Raw genomic sequence first — 24,478 nt, 5'->3', positions numbered from 1 at the left:
ACCGGGCGTTCGGCGCCAACGCAGCGTTGTGGGAGCGACTTCAGTCGCGACGGGTTTTCCCGATACACCCCCCGTCGCGACTGAAGTCGCTCCCACAAGGGATTTCATCCCTGCAGATGGACAAGAGAAGCGACTCCACAGCCGTCTCTCCAGCCGGCACGCTGCGCCTGAGCATTCCGATGCGCTGTCGCCCGCCTACTCCAGCGTCACCGGCAGATCGCGGTTGGCCGTGGCCTGGTTGCCGCTGTAGTCGCGCGCGGCGATGCGGATCAGGTAGTCGCCGGCGGGCAGCGCATTCGGCTGCCACAGGCCCTCGGCGATGCGGCCATCGCGCACCGTGTTGGTCACCACGTAACGGAAACGGGTGCGCGCGCTGCCGTGCACGGTGATGCCGCTGTCGGCGGCGTACGCCAGCTTCACCGCATCCGGATCGGCGGGCATCCGATCGAACTCGATGTTCGGCCGCGCCGGCGTGGCGCCAGGCAACGGCCGGCCCTGCGCATCGAGCACCTCGTAGCCGAGTGCATACAGCCCCAGGCGCCGACGCGGCAGGTTGCGGTCGACCTGGTCCCAGGCCTCCACCACGATCTGCACGCCGCCGTTGCCGCGCGTCACCCGCACCCGTCCTTGCGTCGCCGGCAGCGCCTGGCCGGTGCCGTCGAACAGTTCGATGCGCTGGATCTGCGGCGGGTAGTGATCGGCGTAGTCGCGGAAGCCGAGCAGCACCGCGTTGCGTTCGAAGCCGCTGGCGCCGACGTTCAAGTGCACGTGCGCCATCGCGTTGATCGTGCCCAGCGCCTCGCCGGCGGCGAAGCGGGTGCCGCGCAGCACGCGCACCCGCTCCGGCGCGCCGCTGTCGTCGGCGAGCAGATGGAAGCGCTGCGGGTCCAGCACCGCGCCCTGCGCGGTGCGGCCCACGCGCATGTGGATGTAGCCGAGCTGGTCCAGCGCCATGCCTTCGCCGAGCTTGCCGAGCGCCCAGGTCGCGCTGGCGCTGGCGACCTTGCCGTCGGCGATGGCGTAGACCGTCTGCCCGACGTCGCCGCGGATATCCAGGCCGGCATGCAGATGGTCGCGGCTCTCGCCCTGGTAGTTGCCGCGCACCTCGCCGAGCGTGCCGACCACTTCGTGCCAGCCGTCCTGCGGGCGCAGCGGCCAGCGGCCGTGGGTGGCCGGCAGCGGTTGTGTGGCGGCCGGTCCGATCACCGCCGGCGCGACAGCGGCAGCGGCCTGCGGCGTGGTCGGCAGCAGCCGGTGCACGCGCGCGCTGCCGGCATCGGTGACGTAGACCACGCCGTTCGCGGCCACGGTCACGCCAGCCGGACGCGCCAGGCTGGTCTCGCTGCGTTCGCCGGACAGCACCAGCACGTGCCCAGTCGAAGTGACCTGCAATACACGGCCGTCGTCGCTGCCGACGTAGCAGTGCCCGTCGAAGGTGAGCCCCAGGCTCAGCGGCCGCGATAGCGGTGAGGCCTCACTGGCGCTGGCCAGGGTGATCACTCGCCCGTCCGGCAGCAGCTGACGGATCGCGTTATTGCGCAGGTCGGCGATCCACAGCACGCCGGCACGATCCACCTTCAGGTCGGTCGGCGTATCGAAGCGCGCAGCGGCGCCCAGGCCATCGGCATAGCCGGGGCGCTCGCCGCCGGCGAGCGTGCGCACCTGGCCGTCGCGCTCGATCACGCGGATGCGGTCGTTGTAGGTGTCGGCGACGTAGACGCGCCCCTGCGCATCCACCGCCACGCCCATCGGGCCGTTGAAGCGCGCCTGCGCCGCCGGACCGTCGCGGAAGCCGGCGGTGCCGTCGCCGGCCAATGTCGTCACCACGCCCTGCGCGGTGAGCTTGCGGATCGCGTGGTTGCCGGTATCGGCGATGTACAGCGTGCCCGCCGCATCCACGGCGATGCCCGAGGGCGTATCGAACCGTGCCGCGCTGGCGATGCCGTCGACGAAACCTTCGGCGCCGCCGGCGACGGTGGCGACCGTGCCGTCGCGGCCGATGCGGCGAATGCGGTTGTTGTCGCCGGCATCGGCCACGTACAGCACGCCGTGCGGATCGACCGCGATGCCGTAGGGATCGGCGAAGCGTGCACGCGCCGCATCGCCGTCGGCCAGGCCGCGCACACCGTCGCCGGCCACCCACTGCAACTGCGCCAGCCAGCCCAGCGGCGTCGGCGCCGGGGCGCTGGAAACGCGCGCCGCGCTGTGCGGACGCAGGTTCGGCCACCACGCGAACACCGCGAGCGATACCAGCGCCAGCGACAGCAGCCACACCCCGGTCTTTCTCATGCCCTGCCCGCGCGACGAATGGTCAGGCACCTTAGACAAAGCGCGCGGTGCAGGGAAGCGCCTGCGGCGCGGTGCATCGCAGCGGCTTCAGCGCATGCGTCCGCAACGGGCGGCGCCAGTGCGGATCGGGAGCGCGATCAGCCCGCCAGGCCGAGTTGCTCGGCCAGGTCGTTGCGCGGCGAACGGCCGTACAGGCGGCTGTATTCGCGGCTGAACTGCGAGGGGCTCTGGTAGCCGACGCGATAGCCGGCCGAGCCCACGTCCATCCGCTCCACCACCATCAGCCGCCGCGCTTCGCGCAGGCGCAACTGCTTCTGGTATTGCAGCGGGGTCATCGCGGTCACCGCGTTGAAATGGTGGTGCAGCGACGAGGCGCTCATGTTGACCTGGCGCGCCAGGTCCTCGATCCGCACCGGCTCGGCATAGTGCTGGCGCAGCCACGCGATCGCCTTGGCGATGCGGTTGCTGGGGCTGTCCTCCTGCGCGATGCGCAGCAGGTTCGGCCCGCACGGGCCGGTCAGCAAGCGATACAGGATCTCCTGCTCGATCAGCGGCGCCATCGCGGCGATGTCCTCGGGCCGCTCGAGCAGCCTGAGCATGCGCAGCGCCGCATCCAGCAGCGCCGGGTCGGCGGTGTTGACCGACACCCCGCGCACGCACACGGCGCTGGCCTGCGCCGGCAGCGGGATGCGCTCGAGCAGGTCGCGCAGCCGGTCCGGGCGGATCGCCATGGCCACGCCCAGCAGCGGCCGCTCCGGGCTGGCCTGGGTGATCCGCGACACCACCGGCAGGTCCAGCGCCACCAGCAGGTAATTGCCGACGCCGTAGCGGTATTCCTCGGTGCCCAGGCTCAGGCACTTCTCGCCCTGTACCACCAGGGCGAAGCACGGCCACTGCGCGGCATGCGTCTTGGGCGATGGCGCGGTGCGGTGCGAACAGAAGAAACCGTCGATGGCGGTGTCGCCCTCGCCGTCGGCGGTGGTCAATCGGGCAACCAGGGTGGCCATTTCTTGGTAGCGGTCGGCAAGCGCGGTCATCGGCGTAAGGCGCAGTGGCGGTCGATCCAGGGACGTACAGCTTGCCTGATGCTGCGGCGGCGCGGACGCCGCGTCGGCACGGTTTGCAGGATCGGACAAGAATTCCGCGGGATCGCGATAACGCGCCGCGGTGCCGCGCTCGCATCCTGTGCAGGCTGGATCCCCCGCCGCGTCTACCGGAGTGCTCCCATGCCCATCCTGCTCCCCTCCCCTTCCCCCAACGCGCCGAGCGCCGCCGCGACGGCGCGCCGTTGCCCTTCCCACCACCGCGCCACGCCGCGCCAAGCGCAGGGCTGAACCGATGCAAGCGCATACCGAAGCCCTGGAAATCACCACCTTCCGCCTGCAGGACTGCACCTGGCGCACCTTCCTGCGCGCCAACGCCGAGGTCGATGCCTGGCTGCAGCGCCAGCCCGGCTTCCGCTCGCGGCGCATCGCGCGGCGCCGCGACGGCACCGTGGTCGACATGCTGCTGTGGGACAGCGTGGCGCACGGCACCGCCTCGGCGCGGCGGCTGATGCGCGAGCTGCGCGGCGCTGCGATCCACGCGCTGATCGATCCGGACACGGTGTCCTGGGACATCGCGCCGGTGCAGCACGTCAGCGGCGAGGAGCCCGGCGACAGCGAAGCCGAAGCCGAGGCCGACAGCCTCGCGGCCTAGCGCAGGCGCCGGCGCCGGCGGTGTCGCCCACCATGGCGGCCGCCACCGTGCGACGCCATCACACCCAGCCGCGGCGCCGGAACCACGCCAGCGGCAGCACCACGCTCAGCGCGATCACGCCCAGCGCCCAGAAATAGGCGTCGTGCCACTTGAGTTCGGGCATGTAGGCGAAGTTCATGCCCCAGATGCCGACCAGCACCGTCGGCGGGATGCCCACCACCGACGCCACCGCCATCACCTTCATCACGTTGTTCTGGTCCATGTTGATCATGCCCAGCACGCTGTCGAGCAGGAACTCGACGCGGTCGTCCAGGTGCTGCTCGAACTCGCTCAGGGTGACCAGGTCCTTGTGCAACAGGCCGATGCGCTTGGCCGCATCGGCGCCGAACCAGTCCGGCGCGGCGCCGTCCAGGTAGGTGGCCAGGCGCAACAGGCCCTGGCCGGCGTTGTGCATGCCGCCCAGCCGCCGCCCCATGCCGCCGACCGCGTGCAGCATCCGCTCCAGGTCGCGCGAGGTGTGCGGTTGGTCGAAGGCCACGCGGGTGGTCTCGGTGATCTCCGCCTCCAGCGCTTCCAGCCGGTCCGCCAGCTGCCCGACCACCTGGTCGAGCAGGCGCAGCAGCAGATCGTCGCTGGTTCGGCACGGACTCTGCTCCAGTTTCGCGGCCACCGCTTCCAGCGAACCCATGCGCTGCTCGCGCTGGGTCACCAGCACCCGCGGCGACAGCGCGAAGCCCAGCGGCGCGGTCGGGCCGTCCTCGTCCTGGAACCGCGGCACGTTGAGGAACAGCACATCGCCCTGGATGCGCACCCGGCTGCTGAACTCGATCTCGCCGATCGCCGCACGCGTGGGCAAGGCGAAGCCCACGCTCCGGTCGGCCTCGGCCAGCTCCTCGCCGCTGGGCTGGCACAGGTCCACCCAGCAGAACGGCTGCGCGGACGTTCCGGCGATGCGGTGGATCGTGATCATCGGGATCGGCTTCGTGGCGGCGAGGGCGCGAGCATCCTCCGCCGCGAGTGAAGCGTCAACGCACCCGAGCCCGACGATTCAGCTGCGGCGGCGGCACGCCCGCCACGCGCCGGCGTCAGCCGCGGGCCGCGCCGCGGCGCTTGACCACATGGCCCAGCGCCAGCGCGCCGCCGCGTCACACGATCTTGGTGCGCCGCCACCACTGCGTGACCTTCTCCTCGCGCACCAGGGTGAACAGCCCGGCGCCAAGGATCAGCGCGATACCGACCAGCATCGGCCAGTCCAGGTGATCGTGGAACAGCCAGTAGCCGAAACCGATCGCCCACAGCATCTGGCTGTACTGGGTCGGTGCCACCGCACTGACCGGTGCGGCGCGCGAGGCGTACATCAGCAAGATCGCGGCCAGCCCGGCGGGCAGGCCGTAGCCGGCCAGCAGCAGCCACTGCTGCGGCGTCGGCCACACGAAGGTCGGCAGCATCAGCAGCGCCCCCATCAGCAACGGGCCGAGCACGCCGGCGCCGTACAGGGTGAGGCGTTTCTCCCCAGGCCCGGCCATGCGCAGGCTGATCACCGACACCGCGCCGACCAGCCCGCAGACGATCGCCGCGACATGGCCCTCGCCCAGGTGCCGGAAGCCCGGCCGCAGCACGATCAGCACCCCGACGAAGCCGACGATCACCGCCAGCCAGCGCCGCCAACGCACCTCCTCCTTGAGCAGCAGCACCGACAGCAAGGTGACGAAGATCGGCATCAGGAAGATCAGCGCGAACGCCTCGGCCATCGGCAACAGGGTGAACGCGGTGACCGCGGAAAGATTGCCGATCGCACCGGTGAACGCACGCAGCAACCAGATGCTGGGACGCTGCGCCACCACCACCTCGCGCCAGCGGTCGCCGCGCTTCTTCAGGAACGGCAGCGCGGTGAGCATCAGCAGCGCGCCGAAGAACACCACCTCGTAGGCCGGCAACGCGCCCTCCAGGCCCTTCACGAACGCATCGCTTATCGAATAGGCGGCGTAGCAGGCGAAACCGAGCAGCACACCTTTGAGCATCATGAGCCTCTTGCGATCGGAGAGCGTCCGTATCGACATGGACGCGAGAGAGATCCGCATTATGCCGGTGGGGTACCCGTTTGCGAGGCGGCATTGCGACGGATCTGGGACTCGCCGCCGCTATGCGTTCGATGCAAACCGCTTGCCATAGCCCGTCCGATCCCGACCCGGCGTCCGGCGGAGGCGTTGCCTCGCGGCCATGCATCGATTCGGCGCGGGCAGCCTTGAGCCGAAACGATTTCTTAAGCATTCCCTTGCTATAACGCGGCCATCGCCACGGGCCTACGCTCGCGGCCGCGTCCATGGAACGGGATGCCGCATGAAGCACAGGGAGAGGTGCCACCTCCTTGGACATGACGGTTTCCGCTCCTCCAGCCCGTTCGCCATGTGCGCAATCGCACCTGCAGATCCGGAGAGCCGTTCAATGACCTCACTACACAAGTGCCTACCTCTGCTGATCGCCGCGAGCCTGGCGGCCTGCAAGCCTGCCGCCACCGAATCTGCGGAAGCGGCGCCGCCCGCCAACGCTAACGCTGCCAGCCCAGCCGTCGCGAGCGCTCCGCCTCCCATTGCCACGGAAGCCGACTTCGGCGAGGCGTCGCTGCGCCCGCTGCTCAAGCCGGACGACCACATCCTCGCCTTCAAGAACCACGACCTGACCGGCGACGGCCAGGACGATGCCGTGGCCATCGTCCGTCATGCCACCGCCGCCGCCTCGGGCAATACCTGCGAACTCCTGGTGCTGCAACAGACGGGCAAGGCATGGACCGTGTCCGACCGCAGTCCGCAGGCCGTCGACTGCCTCTACAACGACGTAGCGCGGAACGCGACGCGCCTGGACGACAACCTGACCCTCAAACCCCAGGAAATCGTCTACATCAACCAGCAGGCGCGCAGCAACGTCACCTACACCCTGAAGTACGACACCACCAAACAAGCGTGGTATCTCGCCGAAGCGAGCAGCGCCGCACCGACCGAGAACCCCAAGACCGGCACGATGGACGTGCTTCGCGGAACGGTGCGCTATCCCGCGGACCTTCCCTGGACCCCTATCGCGCAGATCGATCCGGAACAACTGCAAAAGGCAATGGACAAGCACCGGGCCGTTATCCAATAGCCCCATCTCAAGGAGTAGAACATGCCCCGTTTCAACGAGAGTTCGGCACTGCTGTTGAAGACCGCGGTCGATTCCGGCATCACCTCGCCCGCGGAACTGGCCAACCTGATGGGGAACGCGGCCGTCGAGACCGGCCACTTCCGCCGCATGCACGAGAACATGGGCTACACCTCGGCCGACAGCCTGATCGGCGCGGTGTCCTCTGCCGACGACCGCTTCACTCGCCAACAGGTCGAAGAGGCCGTCGCCAGTCGCGATCCGCAGCGCATCGCCACCGTGATGTACGAGAACCGCCCCGATATCGGCAACACCGAGCCAGGCGACGGCTGGCGTTTCCATGGCCGCGGCTACCTGCAGTACACCGGCCGCGACAACTACGAGCGCTATGGCGAACGCTTCGGTGTCGACCTCGCCAACAATCCCGACCTGGCCGCCGAGCCGCAGACCGCCGCCAACCTCGCGGTGGCCTACTGGGAAGACCGCGTGCCGCAGAACCTGCGCGACGATGCACGTGCCGCCGGACGCATCATCAACGGCGGCGACAATGGCGCCGACGAGCGCGTGCGAGCCGCGGACCAATGGGCGCAGACCATCACTCCGGAACTGGTGGCCGACATCCAGAGCGGCAAGGTCACGCTGGACCAATTGGCGCGCATGGGCGGAGACGAACGCAGCAACCAGACGCGCGCACTGCAGGAACAGCTGTCCGAACTGGGTTACCGCGGCGCCGACGGCAAGCCGCTGAACCCGGACGGCGATTTCGGCCGCAATACCCGCCACGCCCTGCAGGATTTCCAGCGCGCGCACGGGTTGGACGACGACGCGGTCGTCGGACGCAAGACGCGAGAGGCGCTGGCCGAGGCCAAGCAAACGCCGCTGGTCTCGGAAGCGACGCATCCCGAGAACCCCTACTTCGAGCATCTACGCGAACGCATGCCTGACGCCACCGACGCCCAGGTCGCGTATACCCTGCAGTCCGCGAAGGCCGAGGGCGTCAACGGCCCGCAGCAGATCCAGGAAGTGACGGTACGCGACAACGTCGCCTTCGTCGCTGGCACCACGCCGGGTTTCCGCGCGCGCGTCGATCTCGAGCAGGCGCCGTCGCTGCAGGAGAGCACGCGTCAAATCGATCTGCACAGCCAGCAGCGCGGGCAGGAACTGCAGCAACAGCACACGCTCCAGCAGGAGCCTGCGCAGGCACGGGGCGGAATGACGGCCTGAGTACCAAACGTCGCTGTCTGTACGCCAAGGCCCTGTTTCCGCGGGGCCTTGGCGCTTCAGGCCACCGTTGCCCGAGAGCCTTGCGGCGTTTAGCCAATGAATCTTCAACTGCGTGGCGGCGACCTTGCGGGAAGCGAAGCGACAGCTACGCTGCCCCAGGCCACAGATCCTCCACAGCGGCGATATCCGTGCCGCAGCGCGTCGGTTACGATGCCAGCCCCATCCCCTCCTTCGTCACGACGCTGGATCTGGCGTTCGATGACGCAACGTGCCAACCCCGTGAATCCCTACTCCGGCCCCCTGCTGACCCGCCCGCTCGCCGCAGCGCTGCTTGCCGCACGCGATGGCGGCGCCGCCCGCTGGTCCGGCTCGCTGGATCTGCAGCGCAGCGAGGGTCAGGCGCTGCTCGCCGCGGACGGTTGGCAGTGGGGCGGGCAGACCTACCCGTATCCGCCGAAACTCAAGGACCGCACGATCTATTACTGGGACGGCGAGGACTTCGCGCCGGTATCGCGTTTCGGCGGCGCGCTGATCAAGCTGGTGCCGACCGAATGGGGCGCGCCGACCTTCGAGATCGACGGCATCAAGATGCTGCCCAGCGCACAGCTGTCGCCGTTCGAGGACGCGCGGCGCAAGGTCGCGCTGATCGAACCGCGCGGCAAGCGGGTACTCGACACCTGCGGCGGGCTCGGCTATTTCGCCGCGTGCGCGCTGGAGGCCGGCGTGGCGCAGCTGCACTCGTTCGAGAAGAACGCCGACGTGCTGTGGCTGCGCACGCTCAATCCGTGGTCGCCGGATCCGGCAACCAGCGACGGCCGCCTGCAGCTCGCGCACGCCGATGTGGCCGAGACGATCGGCGCGATCGCCAGCGAGTCGATGGATGCGCTGCTGCACGACCCGCCGCGCTTCGGCATCGCCGGCGAACTGTATTCGCAGGTGTTCTACGACCAGCTGGCGCGGGTGCTGCGCCGTGGCGGGCGGCTGTTCCACTACACCGGCAGCCCGAACAAGCTGACCAGCGGCCGCGACGTACCGCGCGAGGTGGCCAAGCGCTTGGACAAGGCCGGCTTCCGCGCAGAGCTCGCGTTGGACGGCGTATTGGCGACGCGCCGCTAGCCAGTTCGACCCGTGCCGCACGCCCTTTGTAGGAGCGGCTTCAGCCGCGACAGGCAGCCCGCCGCGAGCGGCCAACCCGACGCCATCCGAACCACTCCGATAGCGTGCAGCACACCCGAAGCCAAGCGTGCGCCATTCAAACCGAAGCGGCGATATGCTCGCGCAGCCAGCGATGCGCCGGATCGCGGTGCACACGCTCGTGCCACAGCATGGCCATCTCGTAACCGGCCACCTCCACCGGCGGCGCGCAGACCTTCAGGCCGGGCTGATCGCGCAGCAGCCGCTCCGGCAGCATCGCCACCAGATCGGTGCGCAACAGCGCGTCGATGACGAACAGAAAATGCGGCACCGACAGCACCACCCGGCGCTGCAACCCGCGTTCGTGCAGGGCCGCGTCGGTGACGCCGCTGAAACCGCCGCCATCCGGCGACACGATCACGTGTTCGAGCTTGCAGAACTGCGCCAGCGTCGGCCGCCGCTGCAGGCGCGGATGCCCGGCGCGGCCGGCCAGCACGTAGCGCTCGGCGAACAGGGTGCGTTGGCGCAGGTTCGGCGGCGCATCCTCGCGCGTATGCAGGGCCAGATCGATCTCGCCCTGCTCGGCCTGGCGCGCGATCTGCAGTGGCGACATCTCCAGCACCGCCAAGCGCGTGCCCGGCGCCGCGCGGCGCAGTGCCGCCAGCGCCGGCAGCACGATGGTCGATTCGCCGTAGTCGGTCGCCGCCACGCGCCACGTGTTGCTGGCCTGCGCAGGATCGAACGGCGTGGCCGGCGCGACGGCGCGCTGCAGCGTCTCCAGCGCCTGCCGCAGCGGCGCGCGCAAGGCGTCGGCGCGCGCGGTCGGGCGCATGCCGCGCGGACCGGGCAGCAGCAGCGGATCGTCCAGCGCCTCGCGCAGCTTGGCCAGGTGCACGCTGACCGAAGGCTGCGACAGGTGCAGGCGCGCGGCCGCACGGGTCACATTGTGCTCGGCGAGCAGTGCGTCCAGGGTCAGCAGCAGATTCAGGTCCAGGCGTCCGAAATTAAGCATGGCCATAGCTGGAATTCCCTTAATTCATTTCCACTATAGCGAGCCGCGGCCTACCTTGCCTGCATCCCGTCACCGAGCCCGCCCATGAACGTGTTGCTGGTCTACGCCCACCCCGAACCGAGGTCGCTCAACGGCGCCCTCAAGGACTTCGCCGTGCAACGCCTGCAGGCCGCCGGGCACCACGTTCAGGTGTCGGACCTGTACGCGATGCGATGGAAGCCCACGCTCGACGCGCAGGATAGTCTGGACGGCGCGGACGGCGATCGCTTCGATCCGTCGCTCGCTTCCAAGCGCGCCTTCGCCGACGGCCGCCAGAGCGCGGACATCGCCACCGAGCAGGACAAGCTGCGCTGGGCGGACGCCGTGCTGCTGCAGTTCCCGCTGTGGTGGTTCTCGCTGCCGGCGATCCTGAAAGGCTGGGTGGACCGCGTGTATGCGTATGGGTTCGCCTACGGCGTCGGCGAACATTCCGATGCGCGCTGGGGCGACCGCTACGGCGAAGGCACGCTGGCCGGCAAGCGCGCGATGCTGATCGTCAGCACTGGCGGTTGGGAGTCGCACTACGCGCCGCGCGGCATCAACGGCCCGATCGACGAGCTGCTGTTCCCGATCCAGCACGGCATCCTGCACTATCCCGGCTTCGACGTGCTGCCGCCGTTCGTGGTCCACCGCACCGGCCGCATGGATACGGATCGGTTCGCACAGACCCGCGATGCGCTCGGCCAGCGCCTGGACACGCTGTGGAGCACGCCGCCGATCGCGTTCCGCACGCAGAACGGCGGCGACTACGCGATCCCGGAACTGACGCTGCGGCCGCAGGTCGCCCCTGGCCGGAGCGGATTCGCGGCGCATGTCCGGGCGCCCGGCGAGGACGAAGCGCCGCGCTAGGCGTAGCTCGCGCGTGGCGCATCGCAGCCCGACGCGCCTGTAGGATGGCGCGTGCGACAACGGTGTCGCGCCTGCCACCGGATCCATGCAGCACCCGCCCTTCTCAACGCCCGCCCGCCTGCTCGTCCTGTGCGCCGCCGCGATGCTGGGCGCCTGCGCCACGCAGGCGCCGCGCGCGCCCGAGCGCACCCCGGCCGAGGTCAAGGCCGACATCGCACGGCGCATTCCGGCGACGATTCCCGACCGCAGCGGCTGGGCCAACGACGTCTATGTCGCGCTGTCCTCGCAGGAGATGGCCACCAGCGCCGACAACATCTGCGCGGTGCTGGCGGTGATCGAGCAGGAGTCCACCTATCGGGCCAATCCGCCGGTGCCTGGGCTCGGCAAACTGTCGCGCGCGGAACTGGGCCGGCGCGCGGCGGCGCTGCACGTGCCCGGGTTCATGCTCGATGCGGCGCTGGCGCTGAAGTCGCCCAATGGCCGCAGCTATGGCGAGCGCATCGCCGCGGCGCGCACCGAGCAGGAACTCAGCGTCATCTTCGAGGACGTCGCCGGCAGCGTGCCGCTGGGCCAGCGCCTGTTCGGCGATCTGAACCCGGTGCGCACCGGTGGCCCGATGCAGGTCAGCATCGCCTTCGCCGAGGCGCATACCGACGGGTATCCGTATCCGGTGCAGGACACGGTGCGCCACGAGGTGTTCAGCCGCCGCGGCGGGGTCTGGTTCGGCACGCGGCATCTGCTCGGTTACCCGAACGACTACGACGCACTGCTGTATCGCTTCGCCGACTTCAACGCCGGTTGGTACGCCAGCCGCAACGCGGCGTTCCAGGCCGCGCTGTCCAAGACCAGCGGCATGAGTCTGGCGCTGGACGGCGATCTGTTGATTCCCGGCGCCGGCATCGACCAGCCCGGCGCCACCGAGCGCGCAGCGCGCAGCCTTGGCGAACGGCTGGCGCTGCGCGACCAGGAGATCCGCCGTGCACTGGAGCGCGGCAACGCCGCCGACTTCGGCGACACCGAACTCTATCGCAAGGTCTTCGCGTTGGCCGAGCGCAGCGCGGGCAAGCCGCTGCCGCGTGCGGTGCTGCCCGGCATCACCCTGGAGAGCCCGAAGATCACCCGCACCCTCACCACCGCCTGGTTCGCACAGCGCGTCGCCGAGCGCTGGCGCCGCTGCATGGGCAAGTGACGCCGCGGCGTGCTGGCCGGGCGCTAGCGCCGCTTGCGCGGCGGCAGCAGTGTCCACACGAAGACGCCGGCCAGCAGCAGCAACGCGACGGTGAATACCCCGTCCCAGGCGATCCAGAACCAGTATTGCCCCGCGTCGGCATCCAGCCGATACACCCGGGACGGACCGCCGCGCGCTCCGCTGGTGACCAGCACGCCGCGCGACACGGCCTGCACCAGCAGGAACAGCTTCAACAACGCGGTGGTCACCAGCAGCGCCGCGGCCAGCAACAGGGCCGGCCGGCGCAGGCGGTCGCCCAGCCGCCGCCACGGTCCGGTGGGTGCCGCGTGAATAGGTCGCCGTCGTGTGTGCTTGCCCATCGTCTCGCTCCGTCGCGGTGATCGCCTATCGTCCCTTGCATCCCCGCATGCCTGACACGCCTGTACGCGCTGGCGCGACTGCGGCGAGGATCGCGACGCAGGACGCATCGCGCCCGTCCGCGAACGGTGCACGACAGTGGCGCCGCAGGCTTCGACGTGCCTGCGCGGGGGGCATGATAGCCGCCGCAGACAGGTCCGTCGTGCGCAATGGAGCTGCCCGCGCGCGTTGCCGGTATAATCGCCGCGCATCGCCAAGGCAGGCCGCGCACCGTCCGGACTGCCGCCATTGCACCCATCAAGGATGATCGCGCCGGCCTCGCCCCGGCATGCCGCATGCGTGACTTCCTTGTCCCGTCGTTACCGTGCCGGTCGCCCGGCCCGTACCTCGTTCGTCCCAAGGAAATCCTCTTGAAGAATCTCGTCACCCTCGCCCTGCTCGCCCTGTGCGCGACCGTGCTCTCCGCCTGCGACCCCACCACCGGCAACAAGAACATGTCGCCGGACGACTACCTGATGTACAACGTCTCGACCTGGAATGGCATCGGCACGGTGACCGAGCCGTGGATCGGCGGCGAGCGCGGCGAGCAACTGCTGGCCGATGCGAGCGCGCTGAAGTCGATGCAGCCCCACCGCAACGCGCTGAACAACCCGCGCAAGCAGATCGCCAGCAGCGGCAAGGCCTACGAAGGCTTCGGCATTCCCGAAGACGCGCAGGACTTGGACGCCAAGCTGAAGGCCTACCAGAAGGGCGCCGACACGGTGCTGGCGACGCTGCAGGAGATTGCCGCACTGCCCGACGGCTACACCGAAGCGCAGGTGCATCCGCTGCTGGAGCGGCTGAACACCGAATCGGAGACCCTCGACAAGGACGCCACCGCGCTGGACGCCGCGCAGAATGCCTACGCCAAGAAGCACCACATCAAGCTGGTGACCCAAGGCTGAGCGGTAGCGCCGATGCAGCAGGGAAAGCGGCCTCCGGGCCGCTTTTTTTTGTCTGGCGCCTTTGAACAGGGAGCTGAGTGCCGAGCGCAAGATCGCGCAGCGTGCGCCCGGCCTGCCGCACCTATCGCCCAGCGCGCTGCCGAGACAAGCCGAGCAGACCGATGCGGCGGAACCACATTTCCAGCGGCACCGTGACCAGCGGCGGCAACGCCGCCAGCAGGCTCAACAGCCACGCCCACCAAGGCCAACGCAGACGAACCGCGGCGATCACGCTGGCGACCAGATAGACCAGGAACGCCACCCCGTGCAGGCGGCCGAACAGCCATACGCCCAGTTCGGTGGTCTGGGTGCCGTACTTGAGCAACATGCCGAGCAGCAGCCCGGCCCAGGTCAGGCCTTCGAAGAAGGCGGCGGCGGCGAACAGGCGGCCGACAGGCGAAATCGGAGGGGAAGGCACGCGCAACTCCAGTGGGGAAGGAAGACGCCGCGACGCGATGGCGGCGGCGACGCCCGCTGGCGACGTCATTCTACAGAGTCGGCGCTCGCGCTGGCGCTGGCCTTGGCGACCAGCCGTGACTTCAATCCTCGTCGAGCAGCGTATCCAGCATGCGCTGCGGCTGCTCCAGGAACGCGCGCGTCAGCCGGTAGTGCTCGGTGTCGCGATACTCGACGCGCTGCAGTCCATCCTCGCCGATCTGCAGGATGTCGGCATGCGGGTACGCCATCAGGATCGGCGAATGGGTCGCAATGACGAACTGCGAGCGCTGCTGCACCAACTGATGCAGACGCGTCAGCATCGCCATCTGCCGCGATGGCGACAGCGCCGCCTCCGGCTCGTCGAGTACGTAGAAGCCGTTGCCGCCGAAGCGATGCAGCATCAGCGCGAAGAAGGACTCGCCATGCGACTGCGCGTGCAGCGACACGCCGCCGTAGCTGTCGATGACGGGAGCGCCGAACGACGGCGCCCCATCCAGGCGCTCGATCTCGCTGGCGACGTTGTAGAAACTCTCCGCACGCAGGAAGAACCCGTCGCGTGCGCGGCGGCCGCTGCGGCCCAGGCGCAAGGCCTGGTGCAGGTCGGAGTGCGATGCCAGCGTGCTGAAGTTGAAATTCCTGGTCCCGCCCTCGGCGTTGAAGCCCCAGGCCACCGCGATCGCCTCCAGCAAGGTCGACTTGCCGCTGCCGTTCTCGCCGACGATGAAGGTCACTTTCGGATGGAAGCGCAGCACGCCGAGGTTGCGCACCGCCGGCAGCGAATACGGCCAAGCCTGCATCGACGCCACGCGGTCCTGCTTCAGCGTCACGTCCATCAGATAGTGCTCGGCATCGATCGCGCGCACGGGCTCCCTCCCGGCCGGCAGGAAGCCGGCGTTACTGCGCCAAGTTTCGCGGCGAGACACGTTGCGCGCAATGCGCGCGCAGCGCGGGGCATCCGCCATGGCCGTTCCTGCGCCGATCCACACGTGCTGCGCGTACGGATCGGCCGCACGGCGTCAGCCGCGCATCGCAACCGCGCTCATCGGCGATCGTCTAGCACCGCCACGTCCTCCGGCGCCAGCTGCACCACGTCGCTGGCCGCGCCCGTGCTCAGCAGCGAGCGCATCGGCGCCGGCAGACGCACCTGCTGCGCTTCGCTGCCATGGTTGATCAACACCACGACGCGACGGCGGCCGTCGCTACGCACGCCCACTTCCACGTCCGCGGGTACGTCCGCCAGCGGCGCGCGCACCTGCGCGGCGCGCAACCAGTCGCCGGTGAGGCGGTCGAGGGTGGCGTCGTCGAGCCAGGCGCCGACGTAGCTGATGCGGCCCTTGCCGACACGCCGGGTCAGCACCGCCGGTTCGCCGTCCAGCCAGCCGTTGGCCTGGCCATAGCGCAGCGGCACCTCGGTCTGCGGCGACCGCGCCTTTAGCTGCTCGGCCCAGATCCTGGCACTGCCCTCGCCGGCCGCACCGGCGACCGGAATCGGTTTGTCCAGCGCATAGAACTGCTCCACGCGCCCGCCCAGCAACTCGCCCAGCGGACCAGGCTGGCGCTGCGGCTGCAGGCCGTTGTCGGCGTTCTTCATCGCGCTGCGCGGGCCCAGCACCAGATGCCCGCCGCGTTCGACGTAGGCCTTCAAGCGCTGCGCCTGCGCATCGCTGAGCACGTTGAGCGACGGCGCCACCACCAGCTTGTAGCCGTCCAGCGGCGCCATCGCCGAGACCACGTCGACCACCTGCGCCTGCTGCCGCAGCGGGCGGTAGAACGACTTCATCTGCACCACCGCATCGAAATCGGACGAATGCTTCTGGAACCCCAGCGCCCAGCGGCTGTCGAAATCGTTGATCAGCGCGACGTCGGCATGCGGCGTGGTGCCCGCCAGCGCCGCGCCGGCCTTGGCGAACTCCGCGCCGACCTGCTGGATCTCCGCATACACCGGCACCGGCTCGCCATCGGCGCCGACCAGGGTGCCGTGGTATTCCTCTTGCCCGTTCGGCGCCGCGCGCCACTGCCAGTACGCGACCGCATCGGCACCGTGCGCCACCGCCTGCCAGGCCATCGCCCGCACCTGGCCCTTGCGCAGCGCCACGTTGGTCGCGCGCCAGTTGACGAAGCCCGGCTGGGTTTCCATCACCCAGTAGTTGCGGTGCTTGTAGCCGCGGGTGAGATCGTGGCGCGCCGCATTGTCCACCCAGTCGTAGCGCTCCCCGGCGACATAGTCGTCCCACGCGGCGATGTCGAGCACCTCATGCAGCTTGTAGGCATCGAAGCCGGCGAACCACCCCATCGTATTGGTGGTGATGAACTGGCGCGGATCGGCATGCGGACGGATCGCCTCGATCTGATTGCGCGAATAGTCGGTCCAGGTGTCGCTGACGAAGCGCTTCCACTCGAGCAACAGGGCCGGATTCTGTTCGTCCTCATGCACCGGGATCTGCGCGAAGTCGTTGTAGGTCTGGCTCCAGTACGCGGTCGCCCAGCGTTGGTTCAACGCCTCGATGCTGCCGTACTTGCGCTGCAGCCAGGCATGGAACTGCGCCTTGGCCTCCGGATCGAACGAGGCCTGCGCGTACTCGTTGTCCAGTTGCCAACCGACCACGTGCGAGTTGCGGCCATAGCGCTGCGCCATCTGCCCGGCGATGGCGCGCGCGAAGCGGCGATAGCGTGTGCTGGCGAAGGAGAATTGCTGGCGGTTGCCGTGTTCGTCGCGCACGCCATCCTGGCTGATGCGCAGCGTGTCCGGGTAGGCCTGGGTCAACCACGCCGGCGGCGCGGCGGTCGGCGTGCCGAGCACCACCACCATGTGGTGCCGCGCGGCCGCGGCGATGGCGCGGTCCATCCATCCGAAATCGTATTGGCCCTCGCGCGGCTCCATGCGGCTCCAGGCGAACTCGCCGATCCGGACCACACGCACGTGCGCGGCCTCCATCAAGGCCAGATCGCGCTCCCAGTGCTGCTCGGGCCACTGCTCCGGATACCAGGCCACGCCCAACAGCACCGGCGCGGCATCGGCATAGCGGGTGGCCTGCGCGCGGGCATCGGGCACCATGGCAGCCAGCGCGAACAGCGTGCCGAGTAGCAGCGCTGCGGTGCACTGCGGAAACCAGGAAAGCGATGGCATAGGCGGACTCGTCGGGAGGGGGAAAGGCGGCCGGCAGACCCTGGCGGCCGCCAGCATCATTGTGCACGCACGTACCATGTGCGCACTTGCGTAACTTGCCGAACCTGGATGCGCAACTGTGCACAAAGTAGGCGATGTCGCGGCCGCGCGGCTCAGGATTGCGCCCGCACAACACCTGGTATCCGCAATGCACCGGCAAGGCCGCTTTCGCGCATGCACCCGCAGTTCGGCATGCGCAGCGCCGGACCTGCACAGTAGCCGCGGCATCGCCATTCGCTATGCGCGTGTCCCGGGGCAGGCTCGCTGCTGTCCTACGCCTTCGCGAATGCAATCCCTGCCTCCCTGCGCGTTGCATCCCACTTGCCGCGCTTGGTGCATGCAGCGATTGTCTATGTCATGTCGGCGGCGTAGCGTCACGCCCTGCCACAAGCCCCTGTCCCATTCCCCCGGAGACAACCATGAGAACACCACGGATCCTCGCCACTGTGCTGGCGATGGCCACAGCGATCTTGTCCACCGCACCGGCCTTGGCGCAGAACGTCACCGTCACCCCAAGCGAAACGCACCAGACCATCCAGGGCTTCGGCGGCATGAGCGGCGCCGGCTGGATCGCCGACCTCACGCCGGCCCAGGTCGACCTGGCCTTCGGCAGCGGCGATGGCCAGATCGGGCTGTCGATCATGCGCATGCGCATCGACCCCTCCAGTTCCGGCTGGAGCCTGCAGGTTCCGGCCGCGGTACGTGCGCGCTCGCATGGCGCACTGTTGCTGGCCTCGCCGTGGTCGCCGCCGGCGTACATGAAGTCGAACAACAACCTCAACAACGGCGGCAAGCTGCTGCCGCAGTACTACGGCGCCTATGCCAAGCATCTGCTGGACTTCTCCAACTACATGTCCGGAAAGGGCGCACCGCTGTACGCGCTTTCCTTGCAGAACGAACCGGACTGGCATCCGGACTACGAGTCTGCGGAATGGAGCGCCAGCGACTTCACCAACTTCCTCAGCGCCCAGGGCGCCGGATTCGGCAACCTGAAAGTGCTCGCCGCCGAGTCGCTGAACTTCAATCCCAACCTGACCGATGCGTTGCTCAACAGCAGCGCCAGCCAGCACGTGGACATCATCGGCGGGCACCTGTACGGGGTGCAGCCGAAGGACTATCCGCTGGCGCGCAGCAAGGGCAAGCCGCTGTGGATGACCGAGCACTACACCGACAACACCGACGGCAATGCCTGGCCGTCCGCGCTGGGCGTGGCGAGCGAGCTGCACAAGAGCATGGCGGCCAACTACAGCGCCTACATCTGGTGGTACATCCGCCGCAGCTATGGCCTGATCACCGAGGGCGGTGCGATCAGCAAGCGCGGCTACGCGATGGCGCAGTACGCGCGCTTCGTGCGCCCCGGCGCCAAGCGGATCGGCGCCACCGCCGCGCCGTACAGCGACGTCGCCGTCACCGCCTACAAGCGGACCGACAACAAGATCGTGCTGGTTGCGGTCAACACCGGCACCCAGTACCGCGAACTGAAGGTCACCCTGCCCAGCGGCAGCGCGCCCAGCTTCACCAAGTACAGCACCTCGGCCAGCGTCAATGTCGGTTACGGCGGCACGTATCAGGTCAGCAACGGCCAGACTGCGTTCTATGTCGATCCGCAGAGCGTGGCGACGTTCATCAGCAACTGAGCGTTTGCGTTGCGGCGCCCGGACCGATGGTCCGTTCGCCACAGCGCACGACACACCGAGGATCTGCGGCCCGACAGGCCGCAGATTCGTCCGGCCATGCATGCTGCGCGTCAGGCGTGACGACCATGCCGTAACCTCGCGCGTCGCCTTTCGTGCCTTGTCGCCGGCATCAGGCTGGGACCCGCCGCGGCGAATCCCGACCTGACGTCCGCCAAGGCAGCATCCACGTTGGACAGCGAAACGTGGCCATGCGGCGGCAGCCTGATGAAGAGCGGGGAAAAGTGCCCACGGGCGGACAGACATCGCAGGCGCAATGACGCTACAACGCCCGCTCAGTGGCCCCATCAAGGGGCCTGCCAAGCGGGACGTCCAGATCCCTAGGTCCAGTTGTCGTCGCCATCCGGGCTGGTGTCGTCCGAAAAGTCTTGGTCGGCGTCCTGCGGCGGCGCATCGTCGTAGTAGTTGTTGGTGACGTTCTCGACCACGGCGGGTTGCGACGCGCCGCCGCCCAGGAATCCGCTGCCGTGGTGACCGCCGAGCAGGCTCTCCACGCCCTCGAACAGGAACATGCCGCCGGCCACGCCGGCCGCCGTCGTGGCCGCGGTGCCGAGGAAACTTGGCCCACGCGCGGCGGGTGCCGCGACCGGCGCCTGCTCCGCCGCGCCGGCACCACCGCCGAACAAGCGCTCGCGCCACCCCGGTGCGCCTTGCGGCGCGGGCGCCGGCGGCAACGGCGGCGGCCCCGCGCTGAATCCCTGGCCGAGAAAACTGGCAGCCGCTGGCGGCGGCGCGGCCTGCTGCAGCTGCGCGATCTGCGCCTTGGCGGTCTCCAGCGCATGCTCGAGCAGCAGCGCCCGCTGCACCAGCAGATAGGCCGCATCGGGCTGACCGGCCAGGCGCTCGCGGATCAGCGCGTCCGCCTGCGGATCCTTCGCCACACCGCCGGCGCCGCGTACGCGGGCCAGGAAATCTTCGAGAAGCTGTTGTTCTTGCGGGGTCATACCAGTACCTGGAGGAGGTGACCGGCCCAATGCCGGCAGGCACAGCATGGGCGCGGACACGCCGGCACCAAGGGAGATGCCGCCACCTTGGTGCGGCGACATTCATCGAGACCGCAGGAACGGCGCGCGACGCAGGTCGTCAGCGACGACAGCCTGGATGCGTGACTTCCGGCATTTCCAGCCCCGGCGGCCAATGACTACAAATGTAGTCAGCGACCACGCACCAGGGAAACGACGATGAAGCGGCGAAGCATGCGCTGGAACGCGGCACTGGCATTGGCATTGGCGGCAGCGGCGCCGGCATGGGGCGGCGAGCAATGGATCGTGGCCACGGATCTATGGGGCAACCGCGTCTATCAGACGCTCGAACTGGACGCGACCGGCACGCAACTGCAAGGACGGCTGGACGCCGACCCGGTACGCGGCACCCGCCACGGCGATGCGGTGGCGTTCGCGGCCACCTCCGCCGATGGCCGCGTCTACCGCTTCGACGGCAGCGTCGATGGCGAGCGCATGCGCGGGCGCAGCGACCAACCCGATCCCAATGCCGCCGACGTACGCGCCACCCACCCCTTCGAGGCTTGGCGCGTGCCTGCACGCAGCAGCGGCGCGGCACGCACGCACCGTTTCGTGCCCGCCGATTACGCCAATACCTTCAGCGCCGATCGCGCGCCGGTGCTGGTGCTCTGGCCCGGCGACACGCTGCGCACGCAGACGCTGGATTCGGGCGGCGTGGACGCAAGCGGCACCACCCGCGCGCTGTTCGGCAATCCGCAGGTCGGGCCGTTCTTCGTGGCCGGCGCCGAACCCGGCGACACGCTCGCCATCCATCTGGTCTCGCTGCGGCTCAACCGCGACAGTGCAGACAGCCTCGATGGCCTGGTTGGGCGCCTGCAGACCCCGCGCGTGGCCGCGCAAGCCGCCGGCCTCGGCAAACACGTGCGCTGGCGCCTGGACCGCGACGCCTCGCTCGCGTCGCCGCTCGATGCCGAAGGGCCGATGAAGCATTTCGCGATCCCGCTGCGGCCGATGCTCGGCGGCCTCGCGCTGGCGCCGGGCTTCGGCAGCGCCGCCCTGTCCACCGGCGATACCGGCGCCAGCGGCGGCAACATGGATTTCAACGCGGTGGTCGCCGGCAATACGGTGTATCTGCCGGTGCAACAGCCCGGCGCGCTGCTCTATCTTGGCGACGGGCACGCGCTGCAGGGCGACGGCGAGACCACGCAATGGGCGCTGGAGACTTCGCTGGACGTGGAACTGCGGGTCGACCTGATCAAGCACCGGGCGATCGCGATGCCGCGGGTGGAATCGCCCGAGCAGATCATGACGCTGGGCCAGGCCGGCTCCAGCGACGAGGCCTTGCGCGTGGCCACCTCCGGCATGCTGCACTGGCTGCAACAGGACTACGGCCTTTCGCTGGCGCAGGCCACCCAGGTGCTGGGCGTGGCGGTGCACTACCGGGTGGCCAATCTCGCCGGGCGCAGCATCGGCGTGGCGGCCAGCATCGATAAGTCGGTGCTGCGCACGTTGCAGAAGCCGGCACGCTGAGCACCGGAGCCAGCGCATTCGTTCAGGTACTGCAGCCAGCAAAGCGCAGCGGGAGCGGCTCCCTTGTGGGAGCGACTTCAGTCGCGACGGGCCTTACCGACAAGGCCTGCCGCGACCGATAGCCCAAGATCAAACGGCGCCGCTGCTGTAGGTCGCACGCCAGAACTCAGCCTCTGCCCTGCAACCGCATGCGCACCTCGACGCCTATTCCTCCCCTACTTCCTCCCCACTTCCTCCGCCACACCATCGCCTCGCGGCAGCCGCACCGCCCACATGTTGTCGATCAGGTTCGGATACGGGCGACCGTTCTCTTCGGCGCGCTGCCGCGCCGCGGCCTTCTGCGCAGGCGACAACGGCTGCGAGCGCTGGCCGCGCGGCTTGGGTTTCTTCCAGGGTGGCGTGTCTGAGGCGCGCATGGAGAGGCTGGCGAGCGAGGGAAGCGACAGCGTGACACCATCGGGTGCGTGGACAGGTGAACGGCGCAGGTGCGCTCCATGCACCCGACGTCTCCAACCCGCTTGCCGCTATTCCGACTCGAGCCCCGCCAGCGCGGACACCCACGCCGGCACCAGCGGCTCGCCGGCATAGAAGTCCTTGGGCTTGTGGTCGGCCATAGCCCAGCGGTGCAGCCAGCTGATGCCGCCACCACCGGTATAGCCTTCGGCGTGCCGATAGGCCGGATCGCGCAGCGCCTCGTCCAGGGTGACGAACGCATAGCCACGGCGGCGCGTGGCGGCGATCAGCTCCGGGAAGGCGACGGCATTGAGTTCGTTGGCATGCATCAGCCACACCTGCGCGATGCGGCGGCCGAACAGCTGCTGCGATTGCGCTTCGTAGTAGTCCAGCTTGTTGAGCATGTACGGCACATAGCCCTTGCGCAGCCGCAGCAGCGTGGCCTCGCGCGCCGCGCCTTGCGGCTCGGTTTCCAGCACCCGCGCATAGGCGAAGGCCCACACCCACTCGCTGTTGTCCACGGTGACCGGTGCGATGCGGTAACCGCGTGCGGCAACGAACGCGACGACCGCTTCGCGATCGGCCGCGCTGCGGCCAGTGGCCAGGTACGGATGGCGGAACCAGCGCAGCTGTTGCCCGTACTCGGCCAGCAGCGGCCGCAGGCTGCGCTCGCCGCGCACGATCGCGTCCTCGTAGGCCGGCAAGCCGACGTCGTGCAGGTTCACATGGCCGTAGGTGTGGTTGCCCAGTTCGTAACCAGCGTCCAGCCAGTCGCGCAGCATCGCCACGCGCTGCGGCTGCAGGTGGCCGTCCTGTTCGAGCTTGTCCTCGTTGACGAAACCGACGATGGGCACATCCGCCTGCCGCAACGATGCCATCAGCTGCGCATGGAACGCCGGCAACTGCGCAGCCGGGGTCTCGCCCATGCGCTGCCACGGCAGGTCGTCGATGGTCACCGCGATGCGGCGGTCCGACTCCTGCGCCTGCACCTGCGCGGCACCGAAGACAGCCAGCACGGCCAGCACGGCCAGCAGCACATAGCGACAGTAACGTTTCATCGGCGACACCAGATCCGGAGCGGGCCAGTCTAGCGGATGCCGCAGATGCCTCCGCCGCGTGCGGCTGCGGCTGCGGCTGCGGCGGCAGCGTGTCGCGTCGCCGTTGGCCTGGCTGCGGCAACGGGCCGCACGCATGCATGCGCATCCGCTCATTCTGCACCGCAGCCTGCTGTGCAAACGCCGCTGCAACGGAGCCGACCGGATGCCGTGCCATCATGCCGCCCTGTCCGCACACGCCGGATCCCATCGAGCCCGAGCGGGCAGGAGAACGAGATTGAGCAAGTGGATGTCGATGGGATGGATCGTGTTGCTGCTCGCAGGTTGCGCCAGGACACCAAAGGACGCGACGTCCACGTCCCCGGCGCCGGCAACGTCCGCGCCAGCCAGCGCCTCCGTGCCGGGACGGCAACGCGGCGAAGGAAAGCCCTACGAAATCCCGGAGAGCCAGGTCTGGACGGTGCCCGATCCGGCCTCCGGCCGCGATTACCAGGTGTTCGTCGCCTTGCCGCGCGGCTATGCAGACGATCCCGCCCGCCGCTATCCCGTCCTCTATGTCACCGACGCCGACTACGCCTTCCCGCTGGTGCGGCCGATCGCGCGGCGCTTGAACGGCGAAGGGCCGAAGATCGACGACTTCATCCTGGTGGGCCTGTCGTACGCCGTCGGCGACGAGCCCATGCCGAGCCGACGCCGCGACTACACGCCGACGCCGGAGGACGGGGCGAACGCGGCGCCGACCCCGACGCACGGCAAGGCCAACGGCTACATCGGCTACCTGCGCGACCAAGTCCTGCCGTTCGTGGCGCAGCGCTACCGCACCGACGAACGCAGGCGCCTGTACCTCGGCCACTCCTACGGCGGCCTGCTCGGTACCCAGATCCTGCTGAGCGCGCCGGAGATGTTCGCCGGCTACATCCTGGGCAGCCCGTCGTACTGGTACGGCGAGCACGCCATGCGCGACCAGGAAAAGGCGTTCGCCGCCACTCACAAGGATCTGCCGGCGCAGGTCTATCTCTACGTCGGCGAGTACGAGCAGACCCGCTACGGGCAGAACTACGACATGGTGGACGATGCGCAGGCGATGGTGCGCAGCCTGCGCGCCAGGCGCTATCCCGGGCTGCAGGTGCAACTGGACGTGCTCAACGACGAGGACCACCTGAGCGTGGCGCCGCGCGGACTCACCCACGGGCTGAAGTATCTGCTGGGCACCAAGGAGCCCCGATGACACGCCCGGCACCCCGGCGAGCGGGCTGGCGCGCATGCGCGGC

22 protein-coding genes are annotated in these 24,478 nt (G+C 69.1%); 10 read left to right on the top strand and 12 right to left on the bottom strand.

Annotated elements, in window-relative coordinates; genetic code table 11:
• Positions 1 to 195 precede the first annotated feature (195 nt).
• Both NUG20_RS03205 and NUG20_RS03200 read right to left on the bottom strand, forming a co-directional pair.
• On the bottom strand, positions 196 to 2,289 hold the full coding sequence (locus NUG20_RS03205) for a gluconolaconase (RefSeq protein ID WP_263397014.1): 2,094 nt from the start codon (positions 2,287 to 2,289) through the stop codon (positions 196 to 198).
• A 137-nt stretch (positions 2,290 to 2,426) separates the two neighbouring features.
• Positions 2,427 to 3,326, bottom strand: a complete 900-nt coding sequence (locus NUG20_RS03200) for an AraC family transcriptional regulator (RefSeq protein ID WP_263397013.1) — start codon at positions 3,324 to 3,326, stop codon at positions 2,427 to 2,429.
• Positions 3,327 to 3,627: 301 nt separating this feature from the next.
• On the opposite strand from NUG20_RS03200, the gene NUG20_RS03195 reads away from it, so the two are divergent.
• A complete protein-coding gene (locus NUG20_RS03195) occupies positions 3,628 to 3,987 on the top strand; it encodes a hypothetical protein (RefSeq protein ID WP_263397012.1) in 360 nt (119 codons plus the stop codon).
• Between the two features lie 58 nt (positions 3,988 to 4,045).
• On the opposite strand, the gene NUG20_RS03190 is transcribed toward NUG20_RS03195, so the two are convergent.
• On the bottom strand, positions 4,046 to 4,957 hold the full coding sequence (locus NUG20_RS03190; RefSeq protein ID WP_263397011.1) for a CorA family divalent cation transporter: 912 nt from the start codon (positions 4,955 to 4,957) through the stop codon (positions 4,046 to 4,048).
• Between the two features lie 175 nt (positions 4,958 to 5,132).
• On the bottom strand, positions 5,133 to 6,008 hold the full coding sequence (locus tag NUG20_RS03185) for a DMT family transporter (protein ID WP_263398386.1): 876 nt from the start codon (positions 6,006 to 6,008) through the stop codon (positions 5,133 to 5,135).
• Positions 6,009 to 6,432: 424 nt separating this feature from the next.
• On the opposite strand from NUG20_RS03185, the gene NUG20_RS03180 reads away from it, so the two are divergent.
• The 3 genes from NUG20_RS03180 (at position 6,433) to NUG20_RS03170 (ending at position 9,462) form a co-directional block, all read left to right on the top strand.
• On the top strand, positions 6,433 to 7,125 hold the full coding sequence (locus NUG20_RS03180; protein ID WP_263397010.1) for a PDZ domain-containing protein: 693 nt from the start codon (positions 6,433 to 6,435) through the stop codon (positions 7,123 to 7,125).
• A gap of 21 nt (positions 7,126 to 7,146) precedes the next feature.
• Positions 7,147 to 8,346, top strand: a complete 1,200-nt coding sequence (locus tag NUG20_RS03175; protein ID WP_263397009.1) for a peptidoglycan-binding protein — start codon at positions 7,147 to 7,149, stop codon at positions 8,344 to 8,346.
• Between the two features lie 258 nt (positions 8,347 to 8,604).
• Positions 8,605 to 9,462, top strand: a complete 858-nt coding sequence (locus NUG20_RS03170; RefSeq protein WP_263397008.1) for a class I SAM-dependent methyltransferase — start codon at positions 8,605 to 8,607, stop codon at positions 9,460 to 9,462.
• A 136-nt stretch (positions 9,463 to 9,598) separates the two neighbouring features.
• Here the strand turns inward: NUG20_RS03170 and NUG20_RS03165 are convergent, their stop codons facing one another.
• On the bottom strand, positions 9,599 to 10,498 hold the full coding sequence (locus NUG20_RS03165; protein WP_263397007.1) for a LysR family transcriptional regulator: 900 nt from the start codon (positions 10,496 to 10,498) through the stop codon (positions 9,599 to 9,601).
• A 78-nt stretch (positions 10,499 to 10,576) separates the two neighbouring features.
• Here NUG20_RS03165 and NUG20_RS03160 point away from each other — a divergent pair, with 78 nt between their 5' ends.
• Together NUG20_RS03160 and NUG20_RS03155 are read left to right on the top strand one after the other, a co-directional pair.
• Positions 10,577 to 11,380 carry an NAD(P)H-dependent oxidoreductase gene (locus tag NUG20_RS03160; protein ID WP_263397006.1) on the top strand — a complete coding sequence of 268 codons (804 nt, stop codon included), beginning with the start codon at positions 10,577 to 10,579 and terminating at the stop codon, positions 11,378 to 11,380.
• 85 nt (positions 11,381 to 11,465) lie between these two features.
• Positions 11,466 to 12,569, top strand: coding sequence for a DUF1615 domain-containing protein (locus NUG20_RS03155; RefSeq protein ID WP_263397005.1), 1,104 nt, complete (start codon positions 11,466 to 11,468; stop codon positions 12,567 to 12,569).
• Positions 12,570 to 12,592: 23 nt separating this feature from the next.
• Here NUG20_RS03155 and NUG20_RS03150 read toward each other — a convergent pair whose 3' ends face one another.
• On the bottom strand, positions 12,593 to 12,928 hold the full coding sequence (locus NUG20_RS03150) for a hypothetical protein (RefSeq protein ID WP_263397004.1): 336 nt from the start codon (positions 12,926 to 12,928) through the stop codon (positions 12,593 to 12,595).
• Between the two features lie 408 nt (positions 12,929 to 13,336).
• Between NUG20_RS03150 and NUG20_RS03145 the strand changes: the two genes are divergently transcribed.
• Positions 13,337 to 13,870 (top strand): hypothetical protein, encoded by a 534-nt coding sequence (locus NUG20_RS03145; protein ID WP_263397003.1) that lies wholly within the window; start codon positions 13,337 to 13,339, stop codon positions 13,868 to 13,870.
• A 121-nt stretch (positions 13,871 to 13,991) separates the two neighbouring features.
• Here NUG20_RS03145 and NUG20_RS03140 read toward each other — a convergent pair whose 3' ends face one another.
• The 3 genes from NUG20_RS03140 to NUG20_RS03130 form a co-directional block, all read right to left on the bottom strand.
• Positions 13,992 to 14,333, bottom strand: coding sequence for a DUF3817 domain-containing protein (locus NUG20_RS03140; RefSeq protein WP_263398385.1), 342 nt, complete (start codon positions 14,331 to 14,333; stop codon positions 13,992 to 13,994).
• Between the two features lie 115 nt (positions 14,334 to 14,448).
• Entirely contained in the window at positions 14,449 to 15,210 is a 762-nt protein-coding gene (locus tag NUG20_RS03135; protein WP_263397002.1) for an AAA family ATPase, read from the bottom strand.
• Positions 15,211 to 15,386: 176 nt separating this feature from the next.
• Positions 15,387 to 17,474 (bottom strand): beta-galactosidase, encoded by a 2,088-nt coding sequence (locus tag NUG20_RS03130; protein ID WP_263397001.1) that lies wholly within the window; start codon positions 17,472 to 17,474, stop codon positions 15,387 to 15,389.
• A 494-nt stretch (positions 17,475 to 17,968) separates the two neighbouring features.
• Between NUG20_RS03130 and NUG20_RS03125 the strand changes: the two genes are divergently transcribed.
• The gene (locus NUG20_RS03125) at positions 17,969 to 19,150 is read left to right on the top strand and encodes a glycoside hydrolase family 30 beta sandwich domain-containing protein (protein WP_263398384.1); all 1,182 of its coding nucleotides are present in this window, start codon (positions 17,969 to 17,971) and stop codon (positions 19,148 to 19,150) included.
• 377 nt (positions 19,151 to 19,527) lie between these two features.
• Here the strand turns inward: NUG20_RS03125 and NUG20_RS03120 are convergent, their stop codons facing one another.
• Positions 19,528 to 20,151 carry a DUF2076 domain-containing protein gene (locus tag NUG20_RS03120; protein ID WP_263397000.1) on the bottom strand — a complete coding sequence of 208 codons (624 nt, stop codon included), beginning with the start codon at positions 20,149 to 20,151 and terminating at the stop codon, positions 19,528 to 19,530.
• Positions 20,152 to 20,388: 237 nt separating this feature from the next.
• On the opposite strand from NUG20_RS03120, the gene NUG20_RS03115 reads away from it, so the two are divergent.
• A complete protein-coding gene (locus tag NUG20_RS03115) occupies positions 20,389 to 21,699 on the top strand; it encodes an acetamidase/formamidase family protein (protein WP_263396999.1) in 1,311 nt (436 codons plus the stop codon).
• Between the two features lie 215 nt (positions 21,700 to 21,914).
• On the opposite strand, the gene NUG20_RS03110 is transcribed toward NUG20_RS03115, so the two are convergent.
• Positions 21,915 to 22,115 (bottom strand): hypothetical protein, encoded by a 201-nt coding sequence (locus NUG20_RS03110; RefSeq protein ID WP_263396998.1) that lies wholly within the window; start codon positions 22,113 to 22,115, stop codon positions 21,915 to 21,917.
• A gap of 108 nt (positions 22,116 to 22,223) precedes the next feature.
• Entirely contained in the window at positions 22,224 to 23,210 is a 987-nt protein-coding gene (locus NUG20_RS03105) for a polysaccharide deacetylase family protein (protein ID WP_263396997.1), read from the bottom strand.
• A gap of 304 nt (positions 23,211 to 23,514) precedes the next feature.
• Between NUG20_RS03105 and NUG20_RS03100 the strand changes: the two genes are divergently transcribed.
• Positions 23,515 to 24,435 (top strand): alpha/beta hydrolase, encoded by a 921-nt coding sequence (locus NUG20_RS03100; protein WP_263398383.1) that lies wholly within the window; start codon positions 23,515 to 23,517, stop codon positions 24,433 to 24,435.
• Positions 24,436 to 24,478: the final 43 nt, after the last annotated feature.

Source organism: Xanthomonas sp. CFBP 8443 (assembly GCF_025666195.1).
GTDB lineage: Bacteria > Pseudomonadota > Gammaproteobacteria > Xanthomonadales > Xanthomonadaceae > Xanthomonas_A.
The sequence above is the reverse complement of the archived record's forward strand: the minus strand, read 5'-3'. Positions and strand labels throughout refer to the sequence as shown.